The organism is Novosphingobium sp. BL-52-GroH, assembly GCF_044813085.1.
Classification (GTDB): domain Bacteria; phylum Pseudomonadota; class Alphaproteobacteria; order Sphingomonadales; family Sphingomonadaceae; genus Novosphingobium.
The window spans coordinates 1,154,364-1,168,422 of sequence record NZ_CP171152.1 but is presented as its reverse complement, the minus strand read 5'-3'; the positions used below and the strand labels follow the sequence as shown (position 1 = coordinate 1,168,422).

General features: G+C 65.1%; 10 protein-coding genes and 1 pseudogene. 7 read left to right on the top strand and 4 right to left on the bottom strand.

Going from position 1 to position 14,059, the window contains the following annotated elements; translation table 11 throughout:
- Positions 1–20: 20 nt before the first annotated feature.
- The 7 genes from ACFFDA_RS18125 (at position 21) to glgX (ending at position 11,351) form a co-directional block, all read left to right on the top strand.
- Positions 21–965, top strand: coding sequence for an NAD(P)-dependent oxidoreductase (locus tag ACFFDA_RS18125; protein WP_404482178.1), 945 nt, complete (start codon positions 21–23; stop codon positions 963–965).
- A complete protein-coding gene (locus ACFFDA_RS18120) occupies positions 962–1,684 on the top strand; it encodes an RraA family protein (protein WP_404482177.1) in 723 nt (240 codons plus the stop codon). The genes ACFFDA_RS18125 and ACFFDA_RS18120 overlap by 4 nt, the downstream gene beginning before the upstream one ends.
- Before the next feature lie 286 nt (positions 1,685–1,970).
- Positions 1,971–4,400, top strand: coding sequence for a glycogen/starch/alpha-glucan phosphorylase (locus ACFFDA_RS18115; RefSeq protein WP_404482176.1), 2,430 nt, complete (start codon positions 1,971–1,973; stop codon positions 4,398–4,400).
- A complete protein-coding gene (gene glgB / locus ACFFDA_RS18110; protein ID WP_404482175.1) occupies positions 4,397–6,571 on the top strand; it encodes a 1,4-alpha-glucan branching protein GlgB in 2,175 nt (724 codons plus the stop codon). Before ACFFDA_RS18115 ends, glgB begins: the two co-directional genes overlap by 4 nt.
- 169 nt (positions 6,572–6,740) lie before the next feature.
- Positions 6,741–8,000, top strand: coding sequence for a glucose-1-phosphate adenylyltransferase (gene glgC / locus ACFFDA_RS18105; RefSeq protein ID WP_404482174.1), 1,260 nt, complete (start codon positions 6,741–6,743; stop codon positions 7,998–8,000).
- A 79-nt stretch (positions 8,001–8,079) separates the two neighbouring features.
- Positions 8,080–9,552: a glycogen synthase GlgA gene (gene glgA, locus ACFFDA_RS18100; RefSeq protein WP_404482173.1), complete on the top strand. Its 1,473-nt coding sequence runs from the start codon at positions 8,080–8,082 to the stop codon at positions 9,550–9,552.
- The gene (gene glgX, locus ACFFDA_RS18095; RefSeq protein WP_404482172.1) at positions 9,549–11,351 is read left to right on the top strand and encodes a glycogen debranching protein GlgX; all 1,803 of its coding nucleotides are present in this window, start codon (positions 9,549–9,551) and stop codon (positions 11,349–11,351) included. The genes glgA and glgX overlap by 4 nt, the downstream gene beginning before the upstream one ends.
- An 82-nt stretch (positions 11,352–11,433) precedes the next feature.
- Here glgX and ACFFDA_RS18090 read toward each other — a convergent pair.
- From ACFFDA_RS18090 to tnpA, 4 genes and pseudogenes are all read right to left on the bottom strand, one after another.
- A pseudogene (locus tag ACFFDA_RS18090) lies at positions 11,434–11,594 on the bottom strand (IS5/IS1182 family transposase); the annotation flags it as partial.
- 70 nt (positions 11,595–11,664) lie between these two features.
- A complete protein-coding gene (gene tnpC, locus ACFFDA_RS18085) occupies positions 11,665–13,191 on the bottom strand; it encodes an IS66 family transposase (protein ID WP_404478319.1) in 1,527 nt (508 codons plus the stop codon).
- Between the two features lie 154 nt (positions 13,192–13,345).
- Complete coding sequence (tnpB, locus tag ACFFDA_RS18080; protein WP_011608149.1) at positions 13,346–13,699, bottom strand: IS66 family insertion sequence element accessory protein TnpB; 354 nt, start codon at positions 13,697–13,699, stop codon at positions 13,346–13,348.
- On the bottom strand, positions 13,696–14,046 hold the full coding sequence (tnpA, locus tag ACFFDA_RS18075; RefSeq protein ID WP_404477676.1) for an IS66-like element accessory protein TnpA: 351 nt from the start codon (positions 14,044–14,046) through the stop codon (positions 13,696–13,698). Before tnpA ends, tnpB begins: the two co-directional genes overlap by 4 nt.
- Positions 14,047–14,059 lie beyond the last annotated feature (13 nt).

Genomic DNA, 14,059 nt, shown 5'->3' with positions numbered 1-14,059 from the left:
GTTTCGGGGAAGGAAAAACGTTGGGTTCCCGTGAACTCGTCTGCATAATCGATCCAATCCACCCTGCCGGCGTCGAACGCATCGCCGTGGCGCACGATGTGATCGGGATCAATGACCCCCGCGCCGGTGAAACAAGTGTCATCGTGATCCGGACGAGCCCGCTCGGCCAGGCCATTTTTGGCTCGATGTCCAACCTGAAGGCCATCGTGAAGCATGGCGCGGGAGTGGACAACATCGCCATCCCCGCCGCGAGCGCGCAAGGAGTCATGGTCGCCAACACACCCGGCGGCGGTAACTCCACCGCCGTCGCCGAGGGCGCGGTGGCGTTGATGCTGGGGCTTCTGCGTCGGACGCGCGACATGGACGCGCTGGTCCGCGGCGAGCGCTGGGACGAGCGCTGGGGCATCCGCCTGGGGGACCTGACCGGAGCCAGTATCGGCCTCGTCGGCTTCGGTCGCATTGCCCGTCATGTCGCGAAGATCTGCGGCGCCGGGTTCGGAGCGCATGTCGCCGCGTACGATCCCATGGTGCCGGAGGTGGAGATGCGCGCCGCGGGGGTGGAGCCGGTGGACCTTGCCGCGGTGCTTGCGCGCGATATCGTATCCATTCACGTGCCTCTGACCGATGGTACTCGCAACCTCGTGGATACAGTCGAACTGGGCTTGATGAAGCCGCATGCGATCCTGGTGAACTGTTCGCGCGGGGGGATCATCAATGAAGCCGCGCTGGCCGAGGCGTTGCGGTGCGGCCAGATCGCCGGCGCCGGCATCGACGTGTTCGAGCACGAGCCCCCGGGCTCCGGCCATGCCCTCTTCGACCTGCCGAACTGCCTGCTCTCGCCCCACGTCGCCGGCGTCACCGAGGCCGGGATGAAGGACATGGCGCTCAACGTCGCTGCCGTCATCGAAACCATCAGCCGGGGCGAGACGCCCGCGACGCTGCTCAACCCGGAGATTCTTGCGTGACCGTTCCCCTCAAGTCCGTGATCTACAGCAGGATCCACCGTCCCGACCCCGCGTTGCTCGAACGCGCTGCCCGGTTCGGTATAGCCGACCTGCACGAAGGCCTTGGCGAGATCGCCGGGCGCATGAGCCTCATGAGCCCCGGCATGGTCCCGATCGCACCCGGACAGAAAGTCTGCGGGCCGGCGGTGACGGCCTGGAATTTTCCCGGCGACAATCTCGCCATCCACGCAGCGCTCTATACCGCGCAGGCGGGCGACGTGCTGGTGCTGACCAACGGGGGCGGCCACCAGGGTGCGCTCTGGGGCGATGTTGCTTGCGGTTTCGCCAGGACGAAGGGCCTCGCCGGCACGGTCGTCCACGGCGCCACGCGCGACGTCGATGCAATCCGCGAACTGGGCTATCCGGTCTGGTCCACTGCCGTCTCGGTCGAGCATCCCAAGAAGCGCGGGCCGGCCGCCGTCAACGTGCCGCTGGTGGTGGACGGGGTGCTGGTCGAGCCCGGTGACGTGATCGTCGGCGATTCGGACGGCGTGCTGGTGATTCCGCGCGGCCTGCTGGAACTGGCGGTGATCAATGCCGAGGCGCGCGCGGCAAAGGAAGTCGAATTCCGCCGCCGCATCGGCGAGGGCGAAGTGCTGTTCGACATCTTGGGAATGCGCGCAATCGTCGACGATCTCGGCATAGAGATAAAGGATTGTACGTGGCAGGACGACCGCTAGGTCCCAGGCAATCACGAAGGAATGCGTCGCCGCGTCTCGATCCCGGGCGTCGGCTAGGCGCGATCTTGCGGCCACCCGCTCACGCCCCAGCCTTGGACTGCGTGTAACACCTTAGGTGAAAATCTTGCGGCACTGCACAATGAGACTTGCCGCCCCGCAACCCTGTGGTAGCCATGATGCTCAGGAGAAGGGGGAGAGGGGGACGTCGCCCCCGTCCTGGCGATAACCGGCGCCGCCCGGGCGCGCCTAAACCGGCGCTCGTGGCGGCCTGTCAAGGAGTGCTCTCATGGCCAGCGAACCCGTGTCCGACACCAAGCCAGCATCGCCTTCGGATCTCGATCAGCACATCATGCGGGTGTTGCGAAATCGCGTCGGCAAGGACGAGCGCGCCGCAAGGCAGCACGACTGGTACAGGGCTGCGATCTATGCCTTGCGGGACGAGATCATCGATGCGTGGTTCGAGTCCACTCGCCGCACCTACGACACCGAGGGCAAGCGGGTCTATTATCTCTCGATGGAGTTCCTGATCGGCCGCCTGCTGCGCGACGCGTTGTCGAACATGGGCATGACGCGCGAGATGGAGAAGGCGCTGGCCGCGCACGGACTCGATCTTGCCGAACTGGAGGAGCTGGAGCCCGACGCGGCATTGGGCAACGGCGGTTTGGGTCGGTTGGCGGCCTGCTTCATGGAAAGCCTCGCGACGCTCGACATCCCCGCCTACGGCTACGGCATCCGCTACGTGAACGGCATGTTCCGCCAGCGCATCGAGGACGGCTGGCAGATCGAACTGCCCGAGACCTGGCTCGCCCACGGCAATCCCTGGGAGTTCGAGCGGGTCGAGAGCACGTACCTGATCGGCTTCGGCGGCGAAGTGGTCGCGCAGGGCGACGGCGTCGTCTGGAACCCGGCCGAGAAGGTCGAGGCAACCGCCGTCGACACGCCCGTGGTCGGCTACAAGGGCAAGCGCGTCAACACGCTGCGCCTATGGACGGCCAATCCGATTGATCCGCTTAAGCTGGATGCCTTCAACGCGGGCGATCACTTCGGCGCACTGGCCGAGAAGGTCCGCGCCGAAAGCCTGGTGCGCGTGCTCTACCCGGCCGACTCCAGCCCGGCGGGGCAGGAGCTGCGTCTGCGCCAGGAGTTCTTCTTCACTGCGGCCTCGATCCAGGACATCGTGCGCCGCCACGTGCAATACGCCGGCGACATCCGGACCTTGCCGGACAAGGCGGCGATCCAGTTGAACGACACCCACCCCTCAGTGGCCGTGGCGGAACTGATGCGCCTGATGGTCGACGTCCACGGGCTCGAGTTCAACGAGGCCTGGGAGGTGTGCAAGAAGACCATCTCCTACACCAACCACACCCTGCTGCCCGAGGCGCTGGAAACCTGGCCGCTGCCGCTGTTCGAGCGCCTGCTGCCGCGTCACATGCAGATCATCTACGCGATCAACAGCCGCGTCCTGCGCGAAGCGCGCAAGGCGGGCCTGACCGACGGGCAGATCGCTGCGATCTCGCTCATCGACGAGAGCGGCGAGCGACGCGTGCGCATGGCCAATCTCGCCTTCGTGGGAGCGCACTCGATCAACGGCGTCGCCGCGTTGCATACCGAACTGATGAAGGAGACGGTCTTCGCCGATCTCCATGCGCTCTATCCCACGCGCATCAACAACAAGACCAACGGCGTCACGCCGCGTCGCTGGCTGCAGCAGTGCAACCCGGGCCTCACGAAGGTCATCACGGACGCCATCGGCCCCGGCTTCCTGGACGATGCGGCGAAGCTTTCCGACCTCAACGCCCTGGCCGACGACGCCGCGCTGGGCGAGCGGATCGGCGAGGTCAAGCGCGCCAACAAGGTCGCGCTTGCCGAGCATATCCGCAAGACCATGGGCATCCGCCTCGATCCCGACGCGCTGTTCGACGTCCAGATCAAGCGCATCCACGAATACAAGCGCCAACTGCTCAACCTGATCGAGACGGTCGCGCTCTACGACCAGATCCGCAGCCATCCCGAGCGCGACTGGGTGCCGCGCGTAAAGATCTTCGGCGGCAAGGCGGCGCCCAGCTACCACAACGCCAAGCTCATCATCAAACTGGCGAACGACATCGCCCGGCGCGTCAATTCCGACCCCTCGGTGGGCGGGCTGCTCAAGGTGGTCTACGTCCCCAACTACAATGTCAGCTACGCCGAGCGGATCATTCCCGCCGCCGACCTGTCGGAGCAGATTTCGACCGCGGGCATGGAGGCCTCGGGCACCGGCAACATGAAGTTCGCGCTCAACGGTGCACTCACCATCGGCACGCTCGACGGCGCCAACGTCGAGATCAAGGAGCACGTCGGCGACGAAAACATCGTCATCTTCGGCCTCACCGCCCAGGAAGTCGCGGCCAAGCGGGCGGAAGGCTACAATCCACGCGCGATCATCGAGGGATCGCTCGAGCTTTCGCAGGCACTCTCGGCCATCGCCTCGGGCGTGTTCTCGCCCGACGATCCGGCCCGCTACGAGGGCCTCGTCAACGGCCTCTACGAGCACGACTGGTTCATGTGCGCCGCCGATTTCGACTCCTATGCCGCTGCCCAACGCGAGGTCGACGCGCGCTGGGAACACGTCGCGGGCTGGCGGGCCTCGGCGATCCGGAACATTGCCAATGTCGGGTGGTTCTCTTCGGACCGGACTATCGGTGAGTACGCCAAGGAAATCTGGAAGGTCCTGTGAAGCCAACGGAAAAAGCCATTGAATCCCTGCTTCAAGGAACCAACGCAGATCCGTTCTCGCTTCTTGGAACTCATCCCGGTCCCGACGGCACGTACTTGCGAGCGATCCTGCCGGGTGCGGAGACCGTGGAGGCGTTCAGCCTCGACGGCTATCGCCTCGGCACGCTCGAAAAGGTGGACGACCGTTTCCTGTTCGAAACCCGGCTGCGCATCAAGCCTCAGCCGATCCGTTACCGTTGCACCGCGCGCGGGCATGACTGGCTCGTAACCGACCCCTATACCTTCGGCCCCGTCCTGGGGCCGGTCGACGACCTTCTGATCGCGCAGGGCACGCATTTCCGGCTGTTCGACAAGCTGGGCGCGCACCTGATCGAGCACGAGGGCGCGAAGGGCGTGCACTTCGCGGTCTGGGCGCCCAACGCTCGGCTCGTTAGTGTCGTGGGCGACTTCAACGACTGGAGTCCGGCGCGCCACGTCATGCGCAACCGGGTCGATATCGGCGTCTGGGAAATCTTCATTCCCGACATCGGGGACTACCGCGCGTACAAGTACCATATCGTCGGCGCAGACGGCTCGGTGCAGCCGCTCAAGGCCGATCCCTTCGCCTTCATGGCGGAAATCCGTCCGAACAACGCCTCGATGACCGCGGTGCCCGCCAAGCTGGACTGGGGCGACGAGGAGCATCGCGCGCACTGGGCTTCGGTAGATGCCCGCAAGGTGCCGATCTCGATCTATGAAGTCCACCCCGGCTCATGGAAGCGCGACCGTTGGAACTGGTTCCTCGACTGGGACGCATTGGCGGACGAGTTGATCCCCTACGTGGTCGAGATGGGCTTCACCCATATCGAGTTCATGCCGATCAGCGAGCATCCCTACGATCCTTCGTGGGGCTACCAGACGACCGGGCTGTTCGCCCCGTCCTCGCGCTTCGGCGAGCCGGCCGGCTTCGCCCGTTTCGTCGATGGCGCCCACCGCGCCGGTATCGGCGTCCTGCTCGACTGGGTGCCCGCCCATTTCCCGAAGGACGAGCACGGGCTGGTCCGCTTCGACGGCACGGCGCTCTACGAGCACGAGGACCCCAAGCTGGGTTTCCAGCCCGACTGGAACACGCTTATCTACAACTTCGGCCGTCGCGAGGTGTCGAGCTTCCTCGTCAACAATGCGCTGTTCTGGGCCGAGCGCTACCATGTCGACGGCCTGCGCGTCGATGCGGTCGCCTCGATGCTCTACCGCGACTATTCGCGCAAGGCGGGCGAGTGGATACCCAACCAGGAGGGCGGGCGCGAGAACTGGGAGGCGGTGGACTTCCTGCGAGCCACGAACCGGGCGCTCTACGGTCAGCATCCCGGCTTCATGACGATCGCCGAGGAATCGACCTCGTGGCCCGGCGTCACCCAGCCCGCCTACGAAGGCGACGGCAAGGCGAAGGAAACCGCGCTCGGCTTCGGCTTCAAGTGGAACATGGGCTTCATGCACGACACGCTGCGCTACATGGCGCGCGACGCGGTGCACCGGCGCTACCACCACGACGACCTGACTTTCGGGCTGGTCTATGCCTTCTCCGAGAACTTCGTGCTGCCTCTCAGCCATGACGAGGTCGTCCACGGCAAGGGCTCCCTGCTCGGCAAGATGAGCGGCGACGACTGGCAGAAATTCGCCAATCTGCGCGCCTATTACACCTTCATGTGGGGCTATCCGGGCAAGAAGCTGCTGTTCATGGGCCAGGAATTCGCCCAGCGCCGCGAATGGAGCGAGGAACGCGCACTCGACTGGGAACTGCGCGATGCGCCTTCCCATGAGGGCGTGCGCAATCTCGTTAAGGACCTCAATCGCCTCTACCGCTCCAAGCGCGCGCTCCATGCAGGCGACTGCGATGCCGAAGGCTTCGAATGGCTGGTGGTCGACGACGCCGAAAACTCCGTCTTCGCATGGCTGCGCAAGGCGCCGGGGGTCAGTCCGGTCGCCGTCATCGCCAACATGACGCCCGCAATGCGGACCAACTACAACGTGCCTCTGCCCTTGGCGGGGAAGTGGAACGAGATCTTCAACAGCGATTCCGTGCACTACGGCGGTACCGGCAAGGGCAACCTTGGCCAGGTCAAGGCGGCCGGCGGACATGCGACGGTCACGCTGCCGCCGTTGGCGACGATCATGCTCGAATACGCCGGGTAGGGCGAGGACAGGCTGTGACGGGAACACTTCGTCATCGCAAACGTAACGAAGCAGCATTGAGTGGCGCGCAGAGCCCGTGGATGGTGGCGGTCCGCCGGGCTCTAGCGGCAACGACGACGGAATTTTGGGCGATCGGACGCCGGACAAGCCGAACGATGGAGAGAGTACGATGAGAACACCGTCTGGGCCACTGGCGCGCGAGGCCATGGCCTATGTCCTTGCCGGCGGGCGTGGCAGCCGCCTCAGGGAACTGACCGACAATCGAGCCAAGCCTGCCGTCTACTTCGGCGGCAAGGCGCGCATCATCGATTTCGCGCTCTCCAACGCGATCAACTCCGGCATCCGTCGCATCGGCGTCGCCACGCAGTACAAGGCGCATAGCCTGATCCGCCACATGCAGCGTGCCTGGAACTTCATGCGGCCCGAGCGCAACGAGAGCTTCGACATCCTGCCCGCCAGCCAGCGCATCTCCGAACTGCTGTGGTACGAAGGCACTGCCGACGCGGTGTACCAGAACATCGACATCATCGAGCCGCACGATCCCAAGTACATGGTGATCCTGGCCGGCGACCACGTCTACAAGATGGACTACGAGCGGATGCTGCAGCAGCACGTCAACTCGGGTGCCGACGTCACGGTCGGTTGCCTGGTCGTGCCGCGCATGGAAGCAACCGAGTTCGGTGTCATGCATGTGGACGAAAACGATCGCGTCACCGCCTTCGTAGAGAAGCCGGCCGACCCGCCGGGCATCCCTGGGCAGGAGCACCTCGCGCTGGCCTCCATGGGCATCTACGTGTTCAACACCGATTTCCTCTTCGACCAGTTGCGCCGCGACGCTGCCGATCCCGAAAGCAAGCGCGATTTCGGCGGGGACATCATTCCCTACATCGTCAAGCACGGCTTCGCGCAGGCCCATCGCTTCACCGACAGCTGCATCCGCGCAGCCGAGGAGATGGAGGAATACTGGCGCGATGCAGGTACGCTCGATGCCTACTTCGATGCCAACCTCGACCTCACCGACACCGTGCCCAAGCTCGACATGTACGACCGCGAATGGCCGATCTGGTCCGACGCGGTGGTCGCCGCGCCCGCAAAGTTCGTGCATGACGAGGACGGTCGCCGGGGCCACGCGATCTCCTCGCTGATCTCGAACGACTGCATCGTCTCGGGCGCGCTGGCACGGCGCTCGCTACTGATGACGGGCGTGAAGATGGGCAGCTTTTCGTGCGTGGACGAAGCCGTGATCCTGCCCTATTCGAACATCGGCCGCCACGCCCGCCTGAGCCGCGTCATCATCGATTCCGGCGTGCGCATCCCCGAAGGTCTCATTGTGGGCGAAGATCCCGAACTCGACGCCCGCCGCTTCCGCCGCACCGAGAACGGCGTATGCCTCATCACCAAGCCGATGATCGACCGGCTGGGGCTTTGATGGTGAAGGCAAGTATACCCCGGCCGCAGTCCTGGCCCATCGTTACGGCGCTGAAGGCTTCCTGGCACTTCCCGGCCTCATGACCCTGAAAGTCCTCTCGGTCGCCTCCGAGGCGGTGCCTCTGGTAAAGACCGGCGGTCTCGCCGATGTCGTCGGCGCGCTGCCGGCTGCGCTTGCGCCGCATGGCGTGGAGACGACGACCCTGCTGCCCGGCTACCCTTCGGTGCTCGCATCGCTGCGCCGCCCGCGCGCGATCCATGTATGGGATTCGCTGGTCGGCACTCCGGCGCGCCTGCTGTCGGGAACGCTGGCCGGAACGCGGGAAGGCGATCACCCGCTGCTCGTGCTGGATGCCCCGGCGCTCTATGCCCGGGAAGGCGCGCCCTATACCGATTCCGCCGGGCGTGACTGGGGCGACAACTGGCAGCGGTTCGCCGCCCTCGGCCGGGCTGCTGCGGACATCGCCGGTGGCGCGGTGGTCAAGCGCGGCAAGCCGCAAGGCTTCGACCTCGTCCACGCGCATGATTGGCAGGCCGGCCTCGCCCCTGCATATCTGCGTTTCGCTCCTTATGGAGCGCAACGGGTCGCATCGGTCGTCACCGTCCACAACATCGCCTTCCAGGGCTGGTCGGGTCCCGAGGTCTTCTCGCAACTCGGTTTGCCGGACGAGGCCTGGGCCATCGACGGCGTCGAATACCACGGCGGTGTCGGGATGCTCAAAGCCGGCCTCGCTTGCGCCGATGCGGTGACTACCGTGAGCCCCACTTATGCCCGCGAGATCCGCTCGGCGGCATTCGGGATGGGCTTGGAAGGCCTGGTGATCGCGCGAGGCAGCGCCGTTCACGGCATTCTCAACGGCATCGACGCCGAGGTTTGGGACCCGTCCACCGACCCGGCGTTGCCCGCGCGGTACGGCCATCGCACGTTGGACCGGCGCCGCATCAACAAGCGGGCGCTGGAAACCGAATTCGCCCTCGATGCCGACGATGGGCCGCTGTTCATCGTCGTCACCCGCCTGACCTGGCAGAAAGGCATGGACGTCCTGCCCGAGGTCATCGACCATCTCGTGGGCATCGGCGGGCGGCTGGCGCTCCTCGGTTCCGGTGACGCTGCGCTCGAAAGGGCCCTGTTTGAAGCAGCCGGGCGCCATCCGGGACGCATCGGCATCCGCGTCGGCTACGACGAGGCCCTGTCGCACCGCATGCAGGCCGGCGGGGATGCAATCCTCATCCCTTCGCGCTTCGAGCCTTGCGGCCTGACGCAGCTATATGGCCTGGCCTATGGCTGCCTGCCGGTCGTCGCGCGGACAGGCGGCCTGGCGGACACGGTAATCGACGCCAACCCCGCCGCGCTCGCCGCAGGCTGCGCGACCGGAGTGCAGTTCGACGGCGTCACTTACGACGGTTTCGCTGCCGCACTCACCCGCACCGCGGCCCTCTATCGGCAACCCGAAGTCTGGGAGCGTATCCAGAAGAACGCGATGAAGTGCGACTTCTCGTGGAAGGCCAGTGGCAAGGCCTATGCGGACCTCTACGCCGCACTGCTCGCATGAGCTTGCTCGGTGCGCGCGTCGAAGGCGGGCAAACGCGCTTCACGGTGCGCTCGCCCCATGCCGACATGGTCTGGCTCTGCCTTTTCGAGGAGGCGGTGGAGACCCGCCATCCGATGGAGCGCGACGGGGTCGAATGGACGGTCGGGTTGCCGGGGGATCTCGCCGGCATCCGCTACGGCTACCGCGCCGCGGGTGAATGGGCACCGGAACGGGGGCTCTGGTTCGACCCGGGCAAGCTGCTGGTAGACCCCTATGCGGTCGAGCTGGACCGGCGTTTCGTACAGGATGCGCGCCTTGCCTTGTTCGGCGAGGACACCGCCGACATCGTCCCCCGCGCCATCGTTCCGGCCGCTACCATGTCCCTACCGCCCGAACCACCGCGCTTTGCGCGAGGGGGCCTCGTCTATGAGCTGAACGTGCGTGGCTTCACCATGCTGCACCCGGACGTGCCGGAAAGCATGCGGGGCACCGTCGCGGCGCTGGCCCACCCCGCGATCGTCGCGCACCTGAAAAAGCTCCACGTCACCGCCGTCGAACTGATGCCGGTCGTCGCCTGGATCGACGAGCGCCATTTGCCACCGCTCGGCCTCGTCAATGCCTGGGGTTATAACCCGGTGGCGATGATGGCGTTGGACCCGGGCCTCTGTCCGGGAGGCGTTGCCGAATTGCGCGGCACGGTCGCCGCCCTTCATGCCGAGGGGATCGGTGTGCTGCTCGACCTCGTCTTCAACCACAGCGGCGAGAGCGATACGGCGGGCGGCGTCCTGTCGCTGCGCGGCCTTGACGATTCAGCCTATGCGCGCGCGCCCGATGGACAGCTCATCAACGACACCGGCTGCGGCAATACGCTTGATTTCGCCAATCCCGCCGTGCGCCGCCTTGCCCTTGATACCATGCGCCATTTCGTCGCCGGTTGTGGTATCGATGGCTTCCGCTTCGATCTTGCCCCTATCATGGCGCGCGCGCCAGGCTTCGATCCGGCGGCGCCGATCTTCGCCGAAATCGCTGCAGACCCGCTGCTTGCCGACCGCGTGATGGTCGCCGAACCTTGGGACATTGGCCCGGGCGGCTATCAACTGGGCCAGTTCCCGGCAAATTGGCTGGAGTGGAACGACCGTTTTCGGGACGATGTGCGTCGTTTCTGGAAGGGGGAGGGTGGGATCGACGCACTGGCGACACGGTTGGCCGGATCGTCCGACATCTTCGGGGCGCAGGAACCTGCGGGCGGCTGCCGCTCCGTAAACTTCCTTGCCGCGCACGACGGCTTCACTCTCGCAGACACGGTCGCTTACGAAAATCGCCATAATTGGGCGAATGGCGAAGACAACCGCGACGGCCATGGTGAAAACTTCAGCTGGAACAACGGCACCGAAGGGCCGAGCGCCGACCCGACCATCCTTGCGGCGAGAAACGCGGATCTGAAAGCCCTGCTCGGCACCTTGTTTGCCTCCACCGGAACGATCATGCTTACCGCCGGTGACGAACTGGGCCGCACGCAACAGGGCAACAACAACGCCTATTGCCAGGACAATGCAATCGGCTGGATCGACTGGAGCGGCCGTAACCGCAACCTTGAAGCATACGTCGCTGCCCTGTCGGCCGCGCGCATGAAGTGCCTCCAATGGTACAGAAGCTTCCCCGAACCGGTTCTATGGCTGAACGAGGATGCCCGCGAGATGACCCTAGCTGACTGGCAGCGCCACGGTGAAGGTTGGCTCCATTGCGAAGCGGGCGACAAGAACATACCCTTCGCCTGGACAGTCGATCGCGACAACCGTCGGGTTAATATCGGAAGGTGAGATCGGTGTTAGCCTTGGGCCAGAACCGGCGGCTCAAAGATGTCGCCTTCCCTCCCCTCATATGTAAGAATCGATTTGGAAATCAGGGATGAGCATTTCGGCGTAGGAGATTGCGGCGCATGGCGACGGGATCATGGCCTGCGAGACGTCGATCCGCTTCTCATAGTCCCGGACCAATCGCCGCCATCGGATCATCCGGCCAAAGGTCCGCGCGACGACCCGGCACCTCGGCAGCACCTTAAAGGTAAGCGGTAAAAATCCCCCACGTGGCGGTGGAGCCGCCACGGCAGGTTTGGCGATGTAATTTCGGTGATCAAGCAGCGGTGGCGATGTTGCTCATTTCGAACATGGTTTGCCCGGCGTTTGTATTGACCCAGTTGTATGGGAGCAGGTCGTCGATTGGATCGGTGTCGGAGCGGCTGATGATCCGGGCGAGCACATCGGAGAGGTAGGCGTAGGGCTCGAGGTCCAGCATCTTGCAGGTTTCGACCAACGAGGCGATCGCAGCCCAGTTTTCGGCTCCGAGCTGGTGGCCAGCGAAGAGCGCATTTTTCCTCTGAAGAGTCACTGGCCTGATGGCACGTTCGGCGGAGTTGTTGTCGAGCTCGATCCGCCCGTCGTCGAGGAACCGACTGAAGCCGGCCCAACGTTTCAGCGCATATTTCATCGCGTCGCTTGTCGCCGAGCCAGCCATGACGCGGGGGCTGATGGCGGTGAACCAGGCGTGGAGCTGCTCGACCAGCGGACGGCTCCGTTCCTGCCGTACAGCGAGGCGTTCCTCGGGCGGGCGACCACGGATGTCCTTTTCGATGCCGTAGATCCTGGCGATGCGCTGCAACGCATCCTGCGCGATCGGAGCATCACTGCCCGCGTCGACAAACTTACGTCGCAGGTGCGCCCAGCAGTAGGATTTCCAGACGCCAGCATTGGCGCGGTCATCCTTGCCGAACTGGTCGTAGGCTTGCCAGGCATCGACCTGCAGGATGCCCTGGTAGGCTCCCAACAGCTGTCTGGCCCACATGGCCCCGCGGCCGGGCATATAGGTGTAGAGCGCCAGCGGCGGATCGGCACCGCCATGGGGCCGGTCGTCACAGACGATGACCCACATGTAGCCGGTTTTGGTCTTGCCGGTCCCCGGTGCGAGCACCTTGACGGTGGTTTCGTCTACGGACAGCCGTGATCGTGCAAGTGCATCCACGCGCATCCGGTCGACGATCGGCAGCAGCGCCGCAATGCCCCGGCCAACCCAGTTGGCCAGCGTGGCGCGGCTGACCTCGATGCCTTGCCGCGCGAAGATCTTCGACTGGCGGTAAAGTGGAAGGTGGTCGCAGTATTTGTTGATGAGAACATCGGCGATCAGCGCTTCGGTCGGCAAGCCGCCCGGCACTACGCGCGCCGGTGCTGGGGCCTGGTGTACGCCATCGGTACAGCACCGGCATGCATAGCGCGGCCGGATCGTGACCATGACGCGGTGCTGCGCCGGGATGATGTCGAGCCGTTCCGCACGGTCCTCGCCGATCTTGTGCAGCGCGCCGCCACAGGCGCATTCCAGGCTGTCGGGTTCGATCACCACCTCGAAGCGCGGCAGATGCGCCGGCAGCGATGCGCGCTGTGTATCGGCGGGCCGGCGTTTGCGAGGCACGAGGCCATGACGCTCGGTTTCTTCGTTTGTCTTAGCCTGCAGGCCCTGGGCTTCGCCAAGGGCCACGGCCTGGTCTTCCAGCGCCAGTGCGAGCTGATCGGCAGGAAGCTTCTCCGAACGCTTGCCGAAGGTCGTGCGGTTGATCAGCTTGAGGATATGCTCGAGCCGCGCTGCGCGGGCGCGCTCGGCCAGCAGCATCGCCTTGAGCTGCTCGACGTCGTCGGGAAGCTCGTCGTATCCGGCTTCAGGCCCGGTCGCTGCAGTGAGTTCTGGATGCGCCGCCACGCCTGCATTCTAGCGGATTTTGCCTCGCGAGGAACAGCCTTGCGCCAAGCAGAATCAGGCTTGCGGCCTACTGCGCATGAAGCGGTTTGGGCACGCGCGGCACGTGCACGCGCGACCAGTCCAACCCCTCGATCAGCGCCGAGGCTTGCGCCGCCGACAGCTTCATCACCCCGTCGCCCGGGCGTGGCCAACGGAACTTCCCATCGTGCAGGCGTTTGGTCACCAGCACCAGCCCGGTGCCGTCCCAAACCAGAAGTTTGATCCGGTCCGCCCTGCGCGCCCGGAAGATAAACAGCATGCCTGAGAAGGGATCGAGTCTGAGCTCACGCTCGACCAGCGAGGCAAGGCCCACCATCCCTTTCCTGAAGTCCACGGGCTGCGTTGCGACCAGCACCTTCAGGGGGCCAGGCGGGATGATCACGCGCTCACCCGCGCGGCCAACAACACCCGCTCGATGTGATCCGCGCTCACGTCGGGCGGAATGCGGATCAACAGCCCGCTTGCCTCGACGATGATCTGGCCGCTCACTGGTGGCACTGCCGCGCTGGACAACTCGTCAACCTTTCCGCGCTCGACCATCGCAGGCACAAAGGTCATCGCCTCTGCGCGCTCCCGCAATCCGCGTCGCCATGTGTACAACTGCTGCGGAAACATCCCGTGGCGGCGCGCCACCGCTGACACATTGGCGCCCGGCTCCAGACTTTCCGCGATGATCTGCGCCCGCGCCTCGGGCGTCCAGTGCCGCTTGCCCCGCGGGCTTTCGATCACGTCAAGCCGCTGC

Coding starts and splice junctions, on each gene's coding strand:
- ACFFDA_RS18115 (WP_404482176.1), top strand. CDS start 1,971: ATGGCCAGCGAACCCGTGTCCGACACCAAGCCAGCATCGCCTTCGGAT.
- glgC (WP_404482174.1), top strand. CDS start 6,741: ATGAGAACACCGTCTGGGCCACTGGCGCGCGAGGCCATGGCCTATGTC.
- glgA (WP_404482173.1), top strand. CDS start 8,080: ATGACCCTGAAAGTCCTCTCGGTCGCCTCCGAGGCGGTGCCTCTGGTA.
- glgX (WP_404482172.1), top strand. CDS start 9,549: ATGAGCTTGCTCGGTGCGCGCGTCGAAGGCGGGCAAACGCGCTTCACG.
- tnpC (WP_404478319.1), bottom strand. CDS start 13,191: ATGCTGCTGGCCGAGCGCGCCCGCGCAGCGCGGCTCGAGCATATCCTC.